The following is a 17,722-nucleotide window of genomic DNA, read 5'->3' as shown; positions in this document are numbered from 1 at the left end:
GGAGGGGGCGGGGGCTCCTCCTCCCAGAGGGGCTTGGGGGCGGGCTTTTCCGGGGGAGGAGGCGGCGGTGGTGCCTTGGGGGTGAGGGTGGCCTTCTTGGCCCGGGCCACGTGGGGTTTTAGGCCCTCGAGGAAGGCCTTGAGCTCGCCGATGGGAAAGGCGGTGAGGGGAAGGCTTAAGGCCTCCCCTTCTCCCTGGACCAGGAGGGTATTCCCCTCCCCCCGGGCGATGCGGCGGATCCGGGCCAGGGCCATCCGCTGCACCCCGGCCTCGCCCACGAAGACGAGTTCGCTTTCCGTGACCGCCAAAAACCCGCCTGGGCCTTCTAGCCGGGCCAGGGCCTTTTCCCCCAGTTGGGAGAAGGTGTCTTCATACTTGCCCATGGTCCCATTATAAGGACTCCCTTCCGCCCCGCTATAATGGAGGGGCTATGGCGAACCTCAAAACCCTCCCCGTGGGCGAGAAGGCGCCGGAAGTGGTGAACATGGTCATTGAGGTGCCCCGCGGCTCGGGCAACAAGTACGAGTACGACCCGGACCTGGGGGTGATCAAGCTGGACCGGGTCCTCCCGGGAGCCCAGTTCTACCCCGGGGACTACGGCTTCATCCCTTCCACCCTGGCGGAGGACGGGGATCCCTTGGACGGCCTCGTCCTCTCCACCTATCCCCTCCTTCCCGGGGTGGTGGTGGAGGTGCGGGTGGTGGGCCTCCTCCTCATGGAGGACGAGAAGGGCGGCGACGCTAAGGTCATCGGGGTGGTGGCGGAGGACCAGCGCCTGGACCACATCCAGGACATCGGCGACGTCCCCGAGGGGGTCAAGCAGGAGATCCAGCACTTCTTTGAAACCTACAAGGCCCTCGAGGCCAAGAAGGGCAAGTGGGTCAAGGTCACGGGCTGGCGGGACCGGGCCGCCGCCTTGGAAGAGGTCAAGGCCTGCATCGCCCGCTACCGGGCCTAAGTATCCTGAGGCTTGGGGCGGCTAGGCCCCGTGCCTAGCCGCCTTTCCCCTTAGAATGACCTTAGAAGGAGGCCCTATGGTCTGCCCGGTGTGCGGGGAACCCCTGGAGCTGGAAGGGTATGAGGTAGGGGATCTTGTGGACTGCGAGGCCTGCGGCGCCCTTCTCCGGCTGCTTTCCGACGGCACCCTGGAGGTGGTGGAGCCTCCCCAAAAAGAGCAGGAACCCCTTTGGGGCCTTTCCGCCTACGGGGAGGGGGAGGAGGTGGTCCTGGTCTTCTCCGACGGCACCTTGGAGGAGGAGGTGCGGGTTTTGAAAGCTGAGCTCCAGGAGGCCCTGCGCCGCCTGGAGGAGGGGGTGGGGGAGGAGCCCCCCAAGGAGGCGGAGGACGAGCCCAACCTGGAGCCCGACTACTTCACCGTCCACCTGGAAAGCGACCAGGGCCTTGTGGCCCTGAGGCGGGTGGTCTTCCCCGGGGCCCGGGACCTCTTGGAGTTCACCCTGCCCTCGGGCTCGGTCTACGAGTTCCCCTTCCGGGAGGTCTTGGAGCTTTTGCGGCCCCTTCTCCTTTAGCGTGCGCCTGGTCCTGGTCCCCACCCCCATCGGCAACCTGGAGGACATCACCCTAAGGGCCCTGCGAACGCTTAAGGAGGCGGAGGTGGTGGCCTGCGAGGACACCCGGCGCACGGGCCTCCTCCTCCGCCACTACGGGATCGCCACCCCCACCCTGAGGCTGGACCAGCACACGGTCCACCGGGCCCGGGAGCTCCTTGCCCCCTACGCCTACGTGGCCTACGCCACCGATGCCGGGACGCCGGGGATCTCGGACCCGGGGGCGGAGCTGGTGCGGATGGCCTTAGAATGGGGCTGGAAGGTGGAAGCGCTTCCCGGTCCCACCGCCCTCATCCCCGCCCTGGTGGCCTCCGGCCTCCCCACCCACCGCTTCACCTTTGAGGGCTTTTTGCCCAAGGGGGGGAAGGAGCGCCGGGAGAGGCTTTGGGCCCTGGCCCGGGAGGGGCGGACGGCGGTGCTTTACGAAAGCCCCCACCGCCTGCGCAAGACCCTGGAGGACCTTCGGGAGGTGTACGGGCCCGAGCACCCCGTGGCCATCGCCCGGGAGCTCACCAAGGTCCACGAGGAGGTCTTCCGGGGGACGCTGGAGGAGGCGCTCGCCCACTTCCTGGAGCCTCGAGGGGAGTTCGTCCTGGTCCTGGCCCCCAAGGAGGCGCCTTTGCCCGAAGGTGAAGAGGTCCTCCAGGCGCTAAGGGCCAAGGGGCTAAAGGGAAAGGCCCTCTTCCAGGCCCTTTTGGAGGCCGGGCTTCCCCGCAACGAGGCTTACAGGCTGGCCCTTGGGAAATCGGAGGAGGGAGCATGAAGCGCATAGGGGTGTTCACCAGCGGAGGGGATGCGCCGGGCATGAACGCGGCCATCCGGGCCGTGGTGCGCCAGGCCCACGCCTTGGGCATAGAGGTCATCGGGATCCGCCGGGGCTACGCCGGCATGATCCAGGGGGAGATGGTGCCCTTGGGGGTGCGGGACGTGGCCAACATCCTCCAGCGGGGAGGGACGGTGCTCCTCACGGCGAGGAGCCAGGAGTTCCTGACCCCCGAGGGCCGGGCCAAGGCGGCGGCGAAGCTCAAGGCGGCGGGGATTGAGGGTCTCGTGGCCATCGGGGGGGATGGGACCTTCCGCGGGGCGATCCAGCTCATGGAGGAGCACCGGATCCCCGTGGTGGGGGTTCCCGGGACCATTGACAACGATCTTTACGGCACGGACTTCACCATCGGCTTTGACACCGCGGTGAACACCGCCCTGGAGGCCATTGACCGCATCCGGGACACCGCCGCAAGCCACGAGCGGGTCTTCTTCATTGAGGTCATGGGGCGGCACGCGGGCTTCATCGCCTTGGAGGTGGGCCTTGCGGGGGGGGCCGAGGTGGTGGCCCTGCCCGAGGTGCCCGTGGACGTGGAGGCCGTCGCCCAGGGGCTTCTTGAGTCCCAGCGCCGGGGCAAGACCAGCTCCATCGTGGTGGTGGCGGAAGGGGCCTATCCCGGGGGGGCGGCGGGGCTTCTTGCCGCCATCCAGGAGCGGGTGGCCCTGGAGGCCCGGGTCACGGTCCTGGGGCACATCCAAAGGGGCGGAAGCCCCACCGCCAAGGACCGGGTCTTGGCGAGCCGCCTGGGAGCGGCGGCGGTGGAGGCTTTGGCGGGGGGAACGAGCGGGGTGATGGTGGGGGAGGTGGAGGGCGAGGTCCAGTTCACCCCCCTCAAGGAGGCGGTGGAGCGGCGCAAGGACATCAACCGCGGTTTGCTGGAGCTACTTCGGGTGCTCGCCCTCTAGGCGGAGGGCCTTCCTGAGCCAGGGGGTGTTCCAGGCGATCCGGAAGGCCTCCCGGGCGAAGGGGCTCTGGGCCACCCCCTCGTAGACCGGGGTGGGGAGGTAGAGGGAGGGGTAGCGGAGCGTCCCCGCTCCCACCCGCTCCCAGGGGTAGCCGGTCCAGAGGATGAGGGCCAGGAAAAGGCCCAGAAGCCCCCCGCCAAGCCCTCCCAAGAAGGCCTCGAGGCCCCGGGAAGGGGTGGGCAGGGGAAGGCTTTTGCCCAAGAATCCCACCCCAAGCCCGATCCCCAGGGCCCAGGGCCACCCGGAAAACCCGAGCTGGGCCAAAAGGAGGTAGAGGAGCACCCCAACCCCCACGAACGCCCCAAGAAGCCCCGCCCTGAGGCCCCAGGCGATGCCCAAGGCCAGGCTGAAGAGGGCCAGGAGGTCCACCCAGGTGAGCATGGGTCCAGCTTACCCCCTTATGCTCCAGCCCCGCCCCCGCACCGCTTGGAAGACCCGCTCCATGGCCTCGTCCACCTCCTCGTCGGTGAGGGTGCGGCCCGGGTGGCGGAAGCGAAGGTGGAAGGCGAGGCTTTTCTCCCCGGGCTTCAAGGGGGGGCCTTGGTAGAGGTCAAAGAGGCTGAGGGCCTCCAGGTAGGCCCCCGCCGCCTCCCGGATGACCCCTTCCACCTCGGCGTAGGGGGTGGCCTCGGGGACCACCACCGCCAGGTCCCGGAGGGCCTGGGGGTAGCGGGAGGGGTCCTGGAAGCGGAAGGGCTTTTCCGGGAAGGGTAGGGTTAGCTCAAAGACCCAGGCCTTGGGGAGCTCCAAGGCCCTGAGCACCTCGGGATGGACCTCCCCTAAGAACCCCAGCGCCCTTCCTTCCACCAAGGCCTGGGCCGAGACCCCGGGGTGGAGGAAGGGGTAGGGGTGGGCCTCGGCCTGGAAGGCGAGGCCAAGCCGCTGGAAGAAGGCCTCCAGGAGCCCCTTAAGCAGGGGGTAGCCGGAAAGCTTCTCCCCGTGGGGAAGCCCCACCCCCTCCCCGAAGAGGAGGCCCGCCAGGTGGGTCTCCTCCTCCACCAAGGAGCCTTCCAGGCGGTAGGCCCTTCCCACCTCAAAGAGGAGGGCCCTTTGGGGGCGGTCTAGGGCCAGGTTTTCCCGGAGGACCTTGAGGAGGCCGGGGAAGAGGTGGGTGCGGAGGGCGGCCTTCTCGGGGCTTAGGGGGTTTAGGAGGCGCAAGGGGGGCGGGGAGAGGCGGAAGTGGGGGGCCTCCTCGGGGTCCGTGAAGCTATAGGTGTAGACCTCCTGGAAGCCAAGCCCCGCCAGGACCTCCTTAAGGCGCCCCTCCTTCTCGTAGGCCCGCCCCACCCCCCGGTTGTCGGGGGCGGGGAAGAAGGCGGGGAGGTCCAAGGGGATGGTCTCGTAGCCTTGGATGCGGGCCACCTCCTCCACCAGGTCCTCCTCCAGCCTGAGGTCCAGCCGCCGGCTCGGGGGAATGACCCGGTAGGGGCCTTCCCCCTCCACCCGGCAACCAAGCCGCTTGAGGATGGCGATCTGCTCCGCCTCCGGGTATTGGGTGCCCAGGAGGCGGTTGGCGTACTCGGGGCGGAAGGGGATGGGGGAGGGGGGCTTGGGGTTTCCCGCCTCGAGGATCCCCTCCGCCACCCTTGCCCCCGCCAGGGCCTGGAGGAGGCTTAGGGCCCGCCTTTGGGCGGGGATCTGGCCCAAGGGGTCCACCCCCCGCTCAAAGCGGTAGCTGGCCTCGGTGCGGAGGCCGTGGCGGCGGGCGGTCTTGCGGATGGAGACGGGGTCAAAGCAGGCCACCTCCAAGGCGATGGCCTCCGTGTCGCCCCTGACCTCGCTTTCCGCCCCGCCCATGACCCCGGCAAGGCCTACGGGGAAGCTCTCCTCCCCCCGCCACCCGGCGATCACCAGGTCCTCCTGGGAGAGGGTCCTTTCCACCCCGTCCAGGGTCTTGAGCCTTTCCCCTGGCCGCGCCCGCCGCACCAGGATCCCTTCCCCGATAAAGCGCAGGTCAAAGGCGTGCATGGGCTGGGCCCTTTCCAGCATCACGTAGTTGGTCACGTCCACCACGTTGCTGATGGGCCGCATCCCCGCGGCGAAGAGGGCCCTTTGCATCCAAAGGGGGCTTGGCCCCACCTTAAGCCCAAAGGCGTAGCCCAGGGTGAAGTGGGGGGCCCCTAGGGGGTCTTCCACCTTGAGGCCAAAGGGGAGGGGGACGGCTTCCGTGGCTAGGGGAGCCTCGGGCTCCTTAAGGGCATAGCCCAAGGCGTGGAGGTCGTAGGCGAGGCCCAGGATCCCCAGGGCGTCGGGCCGGTTCGGGGTGACCTCCAGGTCCAGGACCACCTCCTCGGGCCAGGCCTCCGCCAGGGGGGTGCCGGGGGGGAGGGCGTCCTCGGGGAACTCCAGAAGCCCCCCGCCGTACTCCCCCACCCCGAGCTCCTTGGGGGAGAGGGCCATGCCGAAGGAGACCACCCCCTGGATGACCCTTTCCCCCACCTTTTGGCCGTTGAGCTCCGTTCCCGGGAGGGCTAAGGCCACCCCGATCCCCTCCCGGGCGTTTTCCGCCCCCGAGACCACCTCTACCGCCCGGCCCATGTCCAGGACCAGGCGCTTAAGCTTGGTGCCGGGGATGGGGCTTGCCTCCAGGACCCGGGCGAAGACCACCCCTTGGGGGATCCGGAAGACCCGCTCTATCCGGTCCGTCTCAAACCCTAAGCCCGCCAGGCGCTCCTCCAGGACCTCGGGGCTTTCCAGCTCGGGCACGTACTGCTTGAGCCAGGAGAAGGGCACCCTCATAGAATCCCCCGGAATTGCTCCAAGAACTTAAGCCTGCCCCCGAAGAAGTAGCGGATGTCGGGGATGCCGTAGCGGAGCATGGCGAGGCGCTCCACCCCGAGGCCGAAGGCGAAGCCCGTGACCCCCTGGTAGGCGGGGGGAAGGCCGAGCCTTTGGCGGTAGGCGTCCACCGCCTGGAAGACCTTGGGGTGGACCATCCCCGCCCCGCCCAGCTCCAGCCACTTACCCCCCTCGGGCCACCAGAGGGCGAACTGGGCCCCGGGCTCCACGAAGGGGAAGTAGACGGGCTGGAAGCGCACCTTGGAGTCGGGGCCGAAGAGGGCCTGGGCCAGCTCGTAGATGGCCCCCTTGAGGTGGGCCATGGTGATCCCCTCCCCCACCACGAGGCCTTCCAGCTGGTGGAAGACCGCCTCGTGGGTGGCGTCCGTCTGCTCAAAGCGGAAGACCCGCCCTGGGACCACGATGCGGAAAGGGGGGGTGTGGGCCACCATGTAGCGCACCTGCATGGGGGAGGTGTGGGTGCGCAAAAGGAGCCTCCCCTCCGCCTCCTCCCCCAAGGGCCCCCGCACCCGGGCTTTGCCTTCCAGCCAGAAGGTGTCCCACATGTCCCGCGCCGGGTGGTGCTCGGGGATGTTCAGGGCGTCAAAGTTGAAGAACTCGCTTTCCACCTCGGGGCCCTCCACCGCCTCGTAGCCCAGGGCGCGGAAGATCCCCACCAGCTCCCGCTCCATCAGGGTGATGGGGTGGAGCCCCCCGGCGAAAAGGGCCACCCCGGGCAGGGAGACGTCCAGGCGCTCCTTTTCCAGGGCCCGCCTTAGGGCTTCCTCTTCCAGCTCGGCTTCCCGCCGGGCCAAGGCCTTCTCGAGGGCCTCCTTCCAGGCGTTGAGGCGCTGGCCCCGTTCCTTGCGGGCTTCCAGGGGGAGCTGGGACAGGGCCTTCATCTCCTGGGTCAGAAGGCCCTTCTTCCCCAGGTAGCGGGCCCTTAGGGCTTTTAGGGCCTCGAGGTCCGGGGCCTTGCGGATGGCTTCCAGGGCTTCCTCCAGCATCCCCTAGAGCATACAAAAAAACGCCCTCCCCAAGGAGGGCGCCTTGGCCTTGGGCTTTAGGGCTTCTCTTTGAGGAGGTCCCGGATCTCCCGGGTGTTCTCCGCCACCCTTAGGAGGGCGACGGTGGCCTCGAGGGCCACCCGCACCGCCACCGCGTAAAGGAAAAGGCCCAAGGGGGCGAGGATGAGCAGGGTGAGCACGCCGAACCCCGGCGAGGTCTCAAAGGCCCCCACCACGGCGATGAGGGCGTAGACCACCCCCGCCGCCAGGGCCAGGGCGTAGATCACCCCCACGAGCCGCACCGTGACGAAGTGCTCAAAGGAAAAGTCCAAAAGCGCCTGGAAGAACCCTTTGGCGTCCATGCTTTCCCCTCCTCCTTCAGGCTAGCACGTTTCCGCCTAAAGGGCCCGGGCCAGGAGGCGGAAGGGCTCCGGGGGCGGGGGGGCCTCGCCCCCGTCCTTCCAGGAAAACCGGAGGTCCTTTAGGGGGCCTTCCCCCACCCCCATCCCCCGGGGGAAGCGGGGCCTCAGGTCCAAGGGCTCCACCGCCTCCCCCAAGAAGCTTTCCCGGAAGCGGGCCACCTCCTTCTTCGGGCCGTAGTGGTAGGCGTAAAGCCACCAGGCCCCGCCCTCCTCGAGGGCGAAGAGGAAGCGGGGCCTTGGGGCGAGCTCGGGGAAGGTCCCGGTAAAGGGCTTCCTGAGGAAGGCGGAGGCCTGCCCGGGCCTGAGGCGCAGGACCGCCTCCAAGGGCTCCCCCAAAAGGCCAAAGCTCCCCACGAAGGGGCGCACCAGGTCGTACCCCTGGACGTTCTTCACCACCACCCCCCCGGCCCGCACCACCCGGCCCTTGGGGGTGCGGAAGGTGACCCCGAGGACCTCGGAGGGGAAGAAAAAGGTCTGGGCGAAGCCGCCCCTGAGGAGAAGCCCCCCCACCCCCCCGGGAAGCTCCACCGGGGGAAAGGGGGGGTAAAGGCCGCTTCCCTCCAGGGCCCGATAGACCTCCAGGAGGCCGGCCTCCGCCGGGGCCACCAGGTACTGGTCGGCGGCGTGGAGCCTCATGGACCCATGCTACCTAACCCCACCGCGGCTTTCGCCGCGGCGGGGACCCCAAAAGGAGCTTCCCGAGCCTCATTTCGGGCACCCCGTGTTGCGAAACCACCGTGCGGCCCCTTAGCGCACGGGGGCGAGGAGGAAGGCGAGGAGCGCAAGGCCTAGCCCAAGCCCCACCGCCAGGGGGAAGCTGTGGAGGAAAAAGGGGTAGAGGAGGCCCGCCAGGGTGCCCCCCAGGTAGAAGCTGGCCACGTAGGTCCCGCTCACCCCGGGGCCCTTCCTGCCCGCTGCCCCCGAGGCCAGGCTTTGGGCGGTGAAGAGGGCGGCCATCATCAGGACGAAGCCCCCCACCAAAAAGGGCGGGGGAAGGAGGAGAAGGCCCTCCCCCAGAAGGACCAGGGCGAAGCTTAGGCGGAAGGTGGCCACCGCCCCAAGCCTTCGGGCGAGGAACCCGGAAAGGGCGCTTCCCGGGATGCCGAAGAGGTAGGCCAGGTAGACGAGCCCCACCTGCCCCGGGCTAAAGCCCCACGCCAACAGGCGGTAGGGGAGGAGGTTGGCCAGGAAGAGGTTGAGGAAAAGGAGAATCCCCCCCACCAAATAGAGGGGAAGGGCGGAAAGGGTGTACCGAGGGGGGGCCAGGGCGGGAAGCCCTTTGGGGGAGCGGAAGACCAAAAGCCCAAGGGCCAAAGCGGGAAGGGAGAGGACCAAGAGGGCTTCCCGCACCCCAAGCCCCTCGGCCAAAAGCCCCGCCAGGACCCGGCCAAGCCCTCCTCCCAGGACGTTCCCCGCCATGTACACCCCCGCCATCTCCAAAGCCCTTTGGGGGAAGAGGCTGGGGATGAGGGCGATGGCCAAGGCGGGCACCAGGGCGGCCCCCACCCCTTGGAGGAGGCGGGAAAGGGTCCATAGAAAAAGGCTCGGGCTCAAGGCCCCCAAGACCCCTCCCGCCCCCACCAGAAGGAGGCCCACCCCCAGGACCTTTCCCGGGGGGAAGGGAAGCCTTGGGACCAGGGGGGAGAGGAGGACCAAAAGGAAGAGGGGAAGCCCCATCCCCGGCCCCGCCGCGCCGGGTGGGGCCTGGTGGAGCCTTTCCAGGAGGGGCAGGAGGGGGACCACGGCGTAAAGGGCGCTGTAGAGGGCCACGCCGGAGAGGAGGACGGCCAGGCGCATCCCCCTTATGCTAGGCCCATATGCGGGTCTTGGAGGTGGCCCTGCCCCTGCCCCTACCCCCCCTCACCTACCTGGCCCCCCTGGGGCAGGAGGCGGTGGACCCCGTGGGCCTCCGGGTGGCGGTCCCCTTCCGGGGGGAGGTGCGGCTTGGGGTGGTGGTGGGGGAGGGCGGGAGGCCTTCGCCCCACCTCCGCCACGCCATCGCCTACCTGGACGAGGCCCCTTACCTCCGCCTCGAGGAAATCCTCTTTTTGGAAGAGGCCGCCCGCTTCCTCTTCGCCCCCTTGGGCCAGGTCCTGGCCGACCTCCTCCCGCCCTTTCCCCCCTTGCGCCACCGGGTGCGCCTCTACCCGGGGGCCGACCCCAAGGTCCTCCCCCCGGGCCTTCAGGCCCTCGCCACCTGGCAGGAGGCCCGGGGGTTTGATCCGAAGCTTCTGGACCTCCTGCGGGAAGCGGGGGTGCTGGAGGAGGAGGTGGCCTTTAAGGAGGGCAAGAGGGTCCTTCTCCCCCTCCGGGAGCGCCACCCCGACCCGGCCCTGGACGGGGTTTTGCAGACCCTGAGGGCCCTAGGCCAGGCGGAAAGCCTTGCCGCCTTGGCCCGGGCCGCCGGGGTGGGGGTGGGCCGGGTGAAGCGGCTTTTGGAGGAGGGCTATGTGGGCTACGGCAGGCCCCGCCCTAGGCCCCGCCCGGCCCAAGCTCTCCCTCCCCTTCCGCCCCCCCAGGGGGTGGAGCGGGTGAACGGCGGGCGTTTCCTGGAGCGGGTGCGCCTCCTCCGGGGCCTCGTGGCCGAGGGGGAGCATCTGGTCCTCTTTCCCGAGGTGAGCCTTCTAGAGCGCTTCCTGGCCTACTTTCCCGAGGCCAGGGCCTACCACGGGGGGCTTTCCTGGGAGGAGCGGGAGGAGGTCTTCCGAAAGCCCAAGGGCCTGGTCTTCGCCACCTACGGGGGGCTTCTCCTCCCCTTCACCCCGAGGCGGCTCGTGGTGGTGGAGGAGGGAAGCGAAAGCTACAAGCTCCCTTCGGGAAGCCGGGCCTTCGTGCCCCTTTTGGCCGAGCTCCGGGCGAGGCTCCTTGGGGTGCCCTTGGTCTACCTCTCCCTGGTGCCGGCGGTGGAGGTGGTGGACCGGCCGGGGAAGGTCTTTCCCGTGCCCAAGCCCAGGGCGGTGGTGGTGGACCTGGGGGCGGAGAAGGGCTACCCCCTCTCGGGCCGGGCCTGGGCCCTTCTCCGCCAGGTGGAGGAGCGGGGCCGCCAGGCCTTGGTCCTCTCGGCCCGCAGGAGCTATAGCGCCTTTCTCCTTTGCGCCGACTGCCGCTTTAAGCCCACCTGCCCGGACTGCGCCCTCCCCCTTCGCTACCACAAGGAGGAGGGGGTCCTCCGCTGCCACCAGTGCGGCCACCAGGAGACCCCGCCTCCCCTTTGCCCCCGGTGCGCCTCGCCCCTTTTGGAGCCTCGGGGCCCCGGGCTTGGCTGGCTTCAGGAGGAGCTTAAGAAGGGGCTTTCCCTGCCTGTCCTCCGCTACGCCAAGGACGCCAAGGACGACCTAGGCCCCCTCCTCGAGGGGGCGCCCGGGGTGGTGGTGGCCACCACCGCCATCCTCCGGGGGCCGGTTTTGCCGGAGCTCGCCCTGGTGGTGGTGCCCTACGCCGAGGGCTTTTTCCTGGAGAGCGACTTCCGGGCGGCGGAGCGCTACCACCGCCTCCTTTGGGCCCTCACCGAGCTCAGGCCGGGCCGGAGGCCCCTCCTCCTCCTCCAGACCTACCACCCCCACCACCCCGCCCACCGGGCCCTTTTGCAGGCGGACGTGGAGGCCTTCGTGCGGGAGGAAAGGGACCTGAGGGAGCGCCACCGCTACCCCCCCGCCCTCAGGATGGTGAAGCTAGAGGTGGCCCACCGCCGGGAGGAAAAGGCCCTGGAGCAGGCCTTCGCCCTCCTGGAGGCCCTTCAGGGGGTGGCCGGGCCCGAGGAGGTCCTGGGCCCGGCCCCCGCCCCCGTGCCCCGGGTGAAGGGGCTTTACGTCTACCACCTCCTCCTTCGGGGAAGCACCGAGCGGCTTCGGGAGCTCCTCGCCCCCTTGGACCGCCGCCGCTTCAAGCTGGACCCGGACCCCCACCGCTTCGTGGGGCTTCTGGAGGACTAGGCTGGCCCCGGCGCCCCTGCAGAAACCCCCGCACGTAGATTTCCAGGTCCACGGGGGGAACTTGAGGTGGGCAAGCTCTCCCACCAGGAACTGGGCTAAAAGGGGACCCACGAAGCTTAGGGCCAGGCGCTCCGGGGACTCCTCCCTCCAAAGCCGCCCCGCCTCCTGGTGAGCCTTGAAGAGGGCGATGACCTTAGGATAGGAAGGTGGAGGAGCGGGCCTGGATGGAGGTGGACCTCTCCGCCCTCGAGGCCAACCTGCGCCTTCTCCAAGAGAGGGCCAAGGGGGAGGTGATCCCCGTCCTCAAGGCGGACGCCTACGGCCACGGGGCCCTTCCCCTGGCCCGCTTCCTCTTCCAGAAGGGGGCGCGGCGGGTGGCGGTGGCCACCTTGGGGGAGGGGAGGGTTTTGAGGGAAGGGGGGGTTAAGGGGGAGGTGCTCCTTTTGGGAAGCCTCCACCCCCTGGAGGCGGAGGAGGCCCTAAAGTGGGGGCTTACGCCAAGCCTTTCCACCCTCGAGGCGGCGGAGGCCCTGGCCCAGAGGGCCAAGGCCCTAGGCCTCGCCCCCAGGGCCCACCTCAAGGTGGACACGGGGATGAACCGGGTGGGCTTTCCCTGGGAGGAGGCGGTTTCGGCCCTTAGGGCGGTGGAGGCCCTAGGGGTGAGGGTGGAGGGGGTCTACAGCCACCTGGCCACCGCCGGGGAGGACGCGGCCTTCGTGGAGGTGCAAAGGCGCCGCTTCCAGGAGGTGCGAAGGGCCTTGGGGGAGGGGTATTTCTACCACCTGGAAAACTCCCTGGGCCTCCTCCTCCACGGGGGGGAGAACGTCCGGGTGGGGCTTGCCCTTTGCGGCCTCGTCCCCGGCATTGGCCTTAGGCCCATCCTTCGGATTCTCGCCCGGCCCACCCTGGTGAAGCGCCTGAAGGCGGGGGACCGGGTGGGCTACGGGGGGGAGTACGTGGCTCGGGGCGGAGAGTGGCTCGCCACCCTGCCCGTGGGCTACGCCGACGGGCTTCCCCGGGGGGCGGTGCGCTGGGTGCGGGGGCCGGACGGGGCTTTGCTCCCCGTGGCCGGGCGGCTTTCCATGGACCAGACCACGGTGCGGCTAAGGGGCCCCGTGGACCTGGGGGCGGTCTTTGAGATCCTCTCCCCGGACTTCGGCCCCACGGGGCTCCTCGCCTGGGCTGAGGCCCGGGGCACCATCCCCTACGAGGTGGCGGTGCACCTTTCCCGGAGGCTTCCGAGGCTTTACCTCTGGGAAGGAGAGGTCTTCGCCCGGGTAGGCTAGGGGCGTGGAGGCCATCCGGCTTTTCCAGGGCTACCTCTGGCACCCCAAGGAGGCCCCTTGGGACCTCAAGGCCCTTTTGCCTCAGGAGGTCCTCGGGGCGAGGCTTCTTCTGGACGAGGTCCCGCCCCCCACCCCCTTCTTTGAGGACGGCACCCCCACCCACACCCAGCGCTTTTTTCAGCTCACCCTCCTCCTCCTCACGGAAGAACCCCCGGAGGCCCTAAAGCCCCTGGCCGAGGAGGCGGCGAAGGCCCTCGAGGAGGTTTTAGAGGGCCTTCCCCCAGGGGTGGGCTGGCTCCTCTTGGAGGACCTCCGCCCCCTTTAAGTACCCCGCCGCGGCCAAAAGGAGCTTCCCAGGCCGCCCCCCTGTTGGGGCCCCTTAGCGCCGGAGGAGAAAGGCCAGAAGCAGGGAGACCCCGCCCAGGGCGAAGGCCAGAAGGCTTTCCCGGCGAAGGGCGAACCCTTTCCTTGCCGGCTGGAGGACGCCGGTCTCGTAGGCCCGCACCTGGTCTGAAGGCTTTTCCGCCAGGAGGTCCACCACGGGGGGGCTTCCCGGGGGGGCGGCCAGGGTCCAGGGCCCCCCCTCGGGGCTCGAGGGCCTCAGGTAGAGGGGGGCGAAGGGGTCAAAGAGGCCCACTGCCCCGTAAAGCCCGTATCGCCCCGGGGGAAGCCCCGTGTCCAAAACCACCCACTCCCCTTCCCGGAAGGCCCGCACGGGGGTCTTTTCCCCTTTTGGGGTGCGCCTTTCCGCCCCGAAGCCCGTGAGGAGGAAGGCTTCTTCCCAGCCCTGGCCCTCCGGGGTCCTTAGGCCTGGGAGGAGGGTTTCCTCGCCCCCTTCCGCCGTGTCCAGCCAGAGGAGCACCGTGGCCAGGCTGAAGCCCAAGGGGCCCTCGAGGGGGTTGGGGTAGCGGGCGAGGCGCACCTTGAGGAAAAGCCGCCCCTCCCGCGCCTCCCCCGCCACCGCCAATAGGTCGGCGTACCCCTCCCCCGCCTCCCGGTAGAGGGCCGCCTGGGGGTAGAGGTAGGCGAGGCCGTGGTCGTCGCCCAAGGGGTCTTGGAAGAGGAAGAGCACGCCCACCTTTATACCAGGCCGAGGAGGGCCTGGACCACCTTCTTGGGGTCGTGCTGGGCCAAGGGCCCCTCCTCCCGGAAGTCCCCGGTGAGGACCCGGACCCCGTCTACGGCGAAGGGCCTGGGGTCAAAGGCCACGGGGTAGCGCCCCTCCTCGGCGTAGCGCCTTCGCACCGCCTCGGGGATGGGGGCGGTGTGGACCAGGACCACGTCGGGCCTCCGCCCCAGGTGGTAGGCCACCGCCTTGTAGTGCTCGTAGGCGGTGTACCCGTCCGTCTCCCCGGGCTCGGTCATGAGGTTCACCACGTAGACCAAAGGGGCCCGGCTCTTAAGGATGGCCTCCCGCAGGGGCTTAGGAAGGAAGCTGGGGATCACGCTGGTGTAGAGGCTTCCCGGCCCCAACACCAAAAGCTCCGCCCGGCTAATGGCCAGCAGGGCCTCCGCCATCACCTCCTTGGGCTCGGGGACCAGAAAGACCTCCCGGACCCTCCCCCCCTTGGCCCTTAGCGCCTCCTCCCCTTCCACCTCGCTCCCGTCCTGGAAACGGGCCCTAAGCCGCACCGCCTCGGGGGTGGCGGGGAGGACCTGGCCCCTCAGGTTCAGGATGGCGTTGGCCTGGCGGAGGGCCTCGGCGAAGCTTCCCGCCGCCTCGTGGAGGGTGAGGAGGAAGAGGTTGCCGAAGGTGTGGCCCCCGAACTCCCCTCGGCGGAAGCGGTAGGCCAGAAGCTCGGGGAGGGCGGGATGGTCGGAGAGGGCGGCGAGGCAGTCCACCAGGTCCCCCACCGCGGGAAGGCCGTAGGCGGTCCTGAGCTTCCCGGTGGAACCCCCGTCGTCGGTGACCGCCACGATGGCGGTGAGGTTGGCGGTGTGCTCCTTAAACCCCTTAAGGACCCGGGAAAGCCCTGTTCCCCCGCCGAAGGCCACCACCCTGGGCCCCCGTTCCAGCCGGCGGCGCACGTAGACCCTTTCGGGCACCTCCTCGGGCTCGGTGAGGACGGCCAGGATGCTCCGGTTCATGCTCCTCAGGGCCAGGACCCCAAGAAGGCCTCCCCCGAGGAAAAGGCCCCACGCCAGGCCTGGGGGGAGGTCCAAGGGGGGAAGGAGGCCCGCAAGGCCCACCGCTCCCGTGAGGAACCCCAAAGCGGCGGCCAGGGCGTAGCGCTTCACCCGCATTCCCGGGTAGAGCCAACGGAGGGCCTTAGGCTTCCCGTTCCACATCCCGGTGGCTCACCTCCACGGTAAACCGGCCCGAAAGGTCCTCGGCAAGCCGCTCCGCCACGGCCACGCTCCGGTGCCTTCCCCCGGTGCAGCCGATGGCGATGGTGTAGAAGGCCCGGCCCTCCTTCCTCGCCCCCTCGGCGGAAAGCCCCGCCAGGGTGAGGAGGGCCCGGTAGTGGGCCTCGGTCTCCCCCTGGAAGACGTAGGCCCGGACCTCGGGGTCCAGCCCGGTCTTGGGGCGGAGCTCGGGGTCGTAGTGAGGGTTGGGGAGGGCCCGCACGTCCAGGACCAGGTCCGCCTCCTGGGGCGGGCCCCATTTGAAGCCGAAGGAGAGGAGGCGCACCCGGAACCCCGCCTCCTCCCCGAGAAGCCGGGCCAGGGCCTCTCTAAGGGCCCGTGGGGAGAGGTCCGAGGTGTCCAGGATCAGGTGGGCCTTCTCCCGCAAGGGGCTTAGGGCCTGCCGCTCCCGTTGGATCTCCCGGGTGAGGTTGCCCGTGCCCAAGGGGTGAAGGCGGCGGGTGAGGTTGTAGCGCCGCAGGAGGATCTCGGGGCGGGCCTCCAGGAAGACCACCACCGGGTGGAGTTCCTTGAGGGCCGCCTCGAGGTCCCCGAAGAAGTCCAGGGCCCGGGCGTCCAGCACCACCCCGGCCCGGTCCTTGCCGTGGGCCGCGAGTTCCTCCAGGAGGGGTTTCCAGAGCCTTGGGGGGAGGTTGTCCACCATGAAGTAGCCCAGGTCCTCCAAAAACCCCTTGGCCGTGGTCTTGCCCGCCCCGGAAAGCCCAGAGAGCACCAGGAAGCGCATCCCTCCTGACTATACCCGCCGCCTAAGCCAGAGGTTGAAGAGGGCCATGAGGAAAAGCCCGGGAAGCCCCACCACCCCCACGAGGAAGTCGTGGGTCCTTTCCACCGCCAAAAGGGACACCCCGGCCACGGCGTTCAGGGTGCCGTGGAGGAGGGCGGCCGCCAGGATGGACCCTCCTTTTTCCCGGGCGTAGAGGAGGGCGGGGGTTAAGAGGAGGGTGAAGAGGACCATCATGGGCACCCCCAGGAAGGGTTCCCGGGGGTAGTTGTGGCCGGCCAAGACCAAAGGGGCGTGCCAGAGGCCCCACCAGAACCCGATCTCCAAGCTGGCGGGCCAAAAGCCCCGTTCCCTAAGCTTTTCCCAAAGGTACCCCCGCCACAAAAGCTCTTCCCCCAAGGCGGCCAAAAGGTTCACCGTGGCCCCCGCCCAAAGCCCCTGGAGGAGGAGAAGGAGCCAAAGGACCCCCTCGGGAAGCGCCGGGGCCTCCGGGGGAAGGAGGTCCTTTAGGCCCTTCCAGACTCCGAAGGGAAGGCTTAAGGGGATGGAAAGGAGGGTAAGGGCCACGGGGAAGAGCCAGGCGAAAAGCCAGTACCGGTTGGGCCTAAGGGAAAGGGGAAGCCTAAGGCCCTCTTTCCGGGCGAAGAAGAGGGCCACGAGCCCGGGGACCCACATGTAGAGGACGCCGAAGAGGAGGCTTCCCCAAGAGGGGCTTCCCCACTTTCCCCCAAGGAGGTAGTAAAGGAGGAAAAGCCCAAAGGAGAGCCCCAGGGTCCAAAGGAGGGCCCCCGTGAGCCCCTTAGCCTTCCCCTCGTTCTTCATCCTTCCACCTCCCCGCCTTCTTGGCCGCCTCCTTGAGGAGGAATTCTATCTGGGCGTTGACGCTTCTCAGCTCGTCTTGGGCCCACTTCTCCAGGACCCGGTAAAGCCTCGGGTCCAGCCTCAGCAGAAAGCGTTTTTTTTCCTCCTTCTTCACGCTTGGCCTTTAGGTGTAGAGGGTGCCCACGTTCACCACCGGCTGGGCCTCCTTTTCGGAGACCAGGGCCACCATGAGGTTGTTGATCATGGCCGCCTTGCGCTCCTCGTCCAGGGCGAGGCCCCGCGCCTCGAGGCCCCTAAGGGCCTCCTCCACCATCCCCACCGCCGCCTCCACGATGAGGCGGCGGGCCGCCACCACCGCCAGGGCCTGCTGGCGGCGGAGCATGGCCTGGGCCACCTCGGGGGCGTAGGCCAGATGGGTGAGGCGGGCCTCGAGGACCTCCACCCCCGCCACCTTGAGCCTTTCCTGGACCTCGGCTCTGAGCTCCTCGGCGATCTCCTCGGGGCTTCCCCGCAGGGACTTCCCCTCGGCGTCGTAGGGGTAGCGGCTCGCCAGGGCCCGGAGGGCGGCCTCCGACTGGATGGCCACGAAGGTCTGGTGGTTTTCCACCTGGAAGAGGGCCTTGGCGGTGTCCACCACCCGCCAAACCACCACGGCGGCGATCTCAATGGGGTTGCCGTGGGCGTCGTTCACCTTGAGCTTGTCCGAGGTGAAGTTGTGCACCCGCAAGGAGACCTTTTTCCGCTGGGCCAGGGGGTTGGCGAAGTGGAAGCCCTCCTCCCGCACGCTCCCCGCGTACCTCCTGAAGAAGACCAGGACCGCGGCCTCGTTGGGTTGCACCGTGAAAAGCCCCGCCGCCAAAAGCCCGGAGGCGAGGAGGGCCGGGAGGAGGTGCCAGAGGTAGAGGGCTTCCCGCTCCCGGAGGAGGCTGTACCCCGCCCACCCCAGCCAGGCTAGGGCGAGAAGGAGGAGGAAGAGGGCCAAAAAGCCGCTGATCCGCCACGCCAAAAACTCTTTTACCTCGCGCATACCC

The 17,722-nt window shown here is 69.0% G+C and carries 19 protein-coding genes and 1 pseudogene; 7 read left to right on the top strand and 13 right to left on the bottom strand.

Features of this window, described 5'->3' with window-relative positions:
* Window positions 1-383 (bottom strand): annotated as a pseudogene (locus IEX93_RS11395) (YcxB family protein); the annotation flags it as partial.
* A gap of 47 nt (window positions 384-430) precedes the next feature.
* On the opposite strand from IEX93_RS11395, the gene IEX93_RS01075 reads away from it, so the two are divergent.
* From IEX93_RS01075 to pfkA, 4 genes are all read left to right on the top strand, one after another.
* On the top strand, window positions 431-958 hold the full coding sequence (locus IEX93_RS01075; protein ID WP_188845550.1) for an inorganic diphosphatase: 528 nt from the start codon (window positions 431-433) through the stop codon (window positions 956-958).
* Between the two features lie 76 nt (window positions 959-1,034).
* On the top strand, window positions 1,035-1,529 hold the full coding sequence (locus tag IEX93_RS01070; protein WP_188845548.1) for a TFIIB-type zinc ribbon-containing protein: 495 nt from the start codon (window positions 1,035-1,037) through the stop codon (window positions 1,527-1,529).
* Window position 1,530: 1 nt separating this feature from the next.
* Window positions 1,531-2,331 carry a 16S rRNA (cytidine(1402)-2'-O)-methyltransferase gene (gene rsmI, locus IEX93_RS01065; protein ID WP_188845546.1) on the top strand — a complete coding sequence of 267 codons (801 nt, stop codon included), beginning with the start codon at window positions 1,531-1,533 and terminating at the stop codon, window positions 2,329-2,331.
* Window positions 2,328-3,296, top strand: coding sequence for a 6-phosphofructokinase (gene pfkA / locus IEX93_RS01060; RefSeq protein ID WP_188845544.1), 969 nt, complete (start codon window positions 2,328-2,330; stop codon window positions 3,294-3,296). Before rsmI ends, pfkA begins: the two co-directional genes overlap by 4 nt.
* Here pfkA and IEX93_RS01055 read toward each other — a convergent pair.
* From IEX93_RS01055 to IEX93_RS01030, 6 genes are all read right to left on the bottom strand, one after another.
* On the bottom strand, window positions 3,273-3,737 hold the full coding sequence (locus IEX93_RS01055; protein WP_188845542.1) for a hypothetical protein: 465 nt from the start codon (window positions 3,735-3,737) through the stop codon (window positions 3,273-3,275). The genes pfkA and IEX93_RS01055 overlap by 24 nt on opposite strands.
* A 9-nt stretch (window positions 3,738-3,746) precedes the next feature.
* Window positions 3,747-6,095 carry a phenylalanine--tRNA ligase subunit beta gene (gene pheT, locus IEX93_RS01050; protein ID WP_188845540.1) on the bottom strand — a complete coding sequence of 783 codons (2,349 nt, stop codon included), beginning with the start codon at window positions 6,093-6,095 and terminating at the stop codon, window positions 3,747-3,749.
* Window positions 6,092-7,141 (bottom strand): phenylalanine--tRNA ligase subunit alpha, encoded by a 1,050-nt coding sequence (pheS, locus tag IEX93_RS01045; RefSeq protein WP_188845538.1) that lies wholly within the window; start codon window positions 7,139-7,141, stop codon window positions 6,092-6,094. Before pheS ends, pheT begins: the two co-directional genes overlap by 4 nt.
* A gap of 56 nt (window positions 7,142-7,197) precedes the next feature.
* Window positions 7,198-7,503 carry a DUF4282 domain-containing protein gene (locus IEX93_RS01040; protein ID WP_188845537.1) on the bottom strand — a complete coding sequence of 102 codons (306 nt, stop codon included), beginning with the start codon at window positions 7,501-7,503 and terminating at the stop codon, window positions 7,198-7,200.
* A 36-nt stretch (window positions 7,504-7,539) separates the two neighbouring features.
* Window positions 7,540-8,199 carry a DUF5639 domain-containing protein gene (locus IEX93_RS01035; protein WP_188845536.1) on the bottom strand — a complete coding sequence of 220 codons (660 nt, stop codon included), beginning with the start codon at window positions 8,197-8,199 and terminating at the stop codon, window positions 7,540-7,542.
* Window positions 8,200-8,310: 111 nt separating this feature from the next.
* Window positions 8,311-9,360 carry an MFS transporter gene (locus tag IEX93_RS01030; RefSeq protein WP_188845535.1) on the bottom strand — a complete coding sequence of 350 codons (1,050 nt, stop codon included), beginning with the start codon at window positions 9,358-9,360 and terminating at the stop codon, window positions 8,311-8,313.
* A gap of 20 nt (window positions 9,361-9,380) precedes the next feature.
* Here IEX93_RS01030 and IEX93_RS01025 point away from each other — a divergent pair, with 20 nt between their 5' ends.
* The 3 genes from IEX93_RS01025 to IEX93_RS01015 all read left to right on the top strand — a co-directional run bounded on the left by IEX93_RS01025 (window position 9,381) and on the right by IEX93_RS01015 (window position 13,106).
* Complete coding sequence (locus IEX93_RS01025; protein ID WP_188845534.1) at window positions 9,381-11,495, top strand: primosomal protein N' family DNA-binding protein; 2,115 nt, start codon at window positions 9,381-9,383, stop codon at window positions 11,493-11,495.
* Window positions 11,496-11,719: 224 nt separating this feature from the next.
* Window positions 11,720-12,781, top strand: a complete 1,062-nt coding sequence (gene alr / locus IEX93_RS01020; RefSeq protein ID WP_188845696.1) for an alanine racemase — start codon at window positions 11,720-11,722, stop codon at window positions 12,779-12,781.
* 4 nt (window positions 12,782-12,785) lie between these two features.
* Window positions 12,786-13,106, top strand: a complete 321-nt coding sequence (locus IEX93_RS01015; RefSeq protein ID WP_188845533.1) for a DUF3208 family protein — start codon at window positions 12,786-12,788, stop codon at window positions 13,104-13,106.
* 54 nt (window positions 13,107-13,160) lie between these two features.
* On the opposite strand, the gene IEX93_RS01010 is transcribed toward IEX93_RS01015, so the two are convergent.
* The 6 genes from IEX93_RS01010 to IEX93_RS00985 are packed head-to-tail and all read right to left on the bottom strand — an operon-like array spanning window position 13,161 to window position 17,718.
* Window positions 13,161-13,853, bottom strand: a complete 693-nt coding sequence (locus tag IEX93_RS01010; RefSeq protein WP_188845532.1) for a glucodextranase DOMON-like domain-containing protein — start codon at window positions 13,851-13,853, stop codon at window positions 13,161-13,163.
* An 8-nt stretch (window positions 13,854-13,861) separates the two neighbouring features.
* On the bottom strand, window positions 13,862-15,070 hold the full coding sequence (locus tag IEX93_RS01005) for a gluconeogenesis factor YvcK family protein (RefSeq protein WP_229906065.1): 1,209 nt from the start codon (window positions 15,068-15,070) through the stop codon (window positions 13,862-13,864).
* Window positions 15,051-15,872, bottom strand: coding sequence for an RNase adapter RapZ (gene rapZ, locus IEX93_RS01000; protein ID WP_188845531.1), 822 nt, complete (start codon window positions 15,870-15,872; stop codon window positions 15,051-15,053). Before rapZ ends, IEX93_RS01005 begins: the two co-directional genes overlap by 20 nt.
* Before the next feature lie 9 nt (window positions 15,873-15,881).
* Window positions 15,882-16,691: a CPBP family intramembrane glutamic endopeptidase gene (locus IEX93_RS00995; protein ID WP_188845530.1), complete on the bottom strand. Its 810-nt coding sequence runs from the start codon at window positions 16,689-16,691 to the stop codon at window positions 15,882-15,884.
* A complete protein-coding gene (locus tag IEX93_RS00990; protein ID WP_188845529.1) occupies window positions 16,669-16,845 on the bottom strand; it encodes a type II toxin-antitoxin system antitoxin in 177 nt (58 codons plus the stop codon). The genes IEX93_RS00995 and IEX93_RS00990 overlap by 23 nt, the downstream gene beginning before the upstream one ends.
* A 9-nt stretch (window positions 16,846-16,854) precedes the next feature.
* Window positions 16,855-17,718: an SPFH domain-containing protein gene (locus IEX93_RS00985; protein ID WP_188845528.1), complete on the bottom strand. Its 864-nt coding sequence runs from the start codon at window positions 17,716-17,718 to the stop codon at window positions 16,855-16,857.
* Window positions 17,719-17,722: the final 4 nt, after the last annotated feature.

The sequence above is a fragment of the Thermus composti genome (assembly GCF_014647535.1).
Taxonomy (GTDB): domain Bacteria; phylum Deinococcota; class Deinococci; order Deinococcales; family Thermaceae; genus Thermus; species Thermus composti.
The sequence above is the reverse complement of the archived record's forward strand: the minus strand, read 5'-3'. Positions and strand labels throughout refer to the sequence as shown.

Bases quoted from the DNA above. Each gene is read 5' to 3' on its own strand.
- IEX93_RS01070 (WP_188845548.1), top strand. From the start codon at position 1,035: ATGGTCTGCCCGGTGTGCGGGGAACCCCTGGAGCTGGAAGGGTATGAG.
- rapZ (WP_188845531.1), bottom strand. From the start codon at position 15,872: ATGCGCTTCCTGGTGCTCTCTGGGCTTTCCGGGGCGGGCAAGACCACG.
- IEX93_RS01075 (WP_188845550.1), top strand. From the start codon at position 431: ATGGCGAACCTCAAAACCCTCCCCGTGGGCGAGAAGGCGCCGGAAGTG.
- IEX93_RS01005 (WP_229906065.1), bottom strand. From the start codon at position 15,070: ATGTGGAACGGGAAGCCTAAGGCCCTCCGTTGGCTCTACCCGGGAATG.
- IEX93_RS01025 (WP_188845534.1), top strand. From the start codon at position 9,381: ATGCGGGTCTTGGAGGTGGCCCTGCCCCTGCCCCTACCCCCCCTCACC.
- IEX93_RS01055 (WP_188845542.1), bottom strand. From the start codon at position 3,737: ATGCTCACCTGGGTGGACCTCCTGGCCCTCTTCAGCCTGGCCTTGGGC.
- pheS (WP_188845538.1), bottom strand. From the start codon at position 7,141: ATGCTGGAGGAAGCCCTGGAAGCCATCCGCAAGGCCCCGGACCTCGAG.
- IEX93_RS01030 (WP_188845535.1), bottom strand. From the start codon at position 9,360: ATGCGCCTGGCCGTCCTCCTCTCCGGCGTGGCCCTCTACAGCGCCCTT.
- alr (WP_188845696.1), top strand. From the start codon at position 11,720: ATGGAGGTGGACCTCTCCGCCCTCGAGGCCAACCTGCGCCTTCTCCAA.
- IEX93_RS01035 (WP_188845536.1), bottom strand. From the start codon at position 8,199: ATGAGGCTCCACGCCGCCGACCAGTACCTGGTGGCCCCGGCGGAGGCC.
- pheT (WP_188845540.1), bottom strand. From the start codon at position 6,095: ATGAGGGTGCCCTTCTCCTGGCTCAAGCAGTACGTGCCCGAGCTGGAA.
- pfkA (WP_188845544.1), top strand. From the start codon at position 2,328: ATGAAGCGCATAGGGGTGTTCACCAGCGGAGGGGATGCGCCGGGCATG.
- IEX93_RS00985 (WP_188845528.1), bottom strand. From the start codon at position 17,718: ATGCGCGAGGTAAAAGAGTTTTTGGCGTGGCGGATCAGCGGCTTTTTG.
- IEX93_RS00995 (WP_188845530.1), bottom strand. From the start codon at position 16,691: ATGAAGAACGAGGGGAAGGCTAAGGGGCTCACGGGGGCCCTCCTTTGG.
- IEX93_RS01040 (WP_188845537.1), bottom strand. From the start codon at position 7,503: ATGGACGCCAAAGGGTTCTTCCAGGCGCTTTTGGACTTTTCCTTTGAG.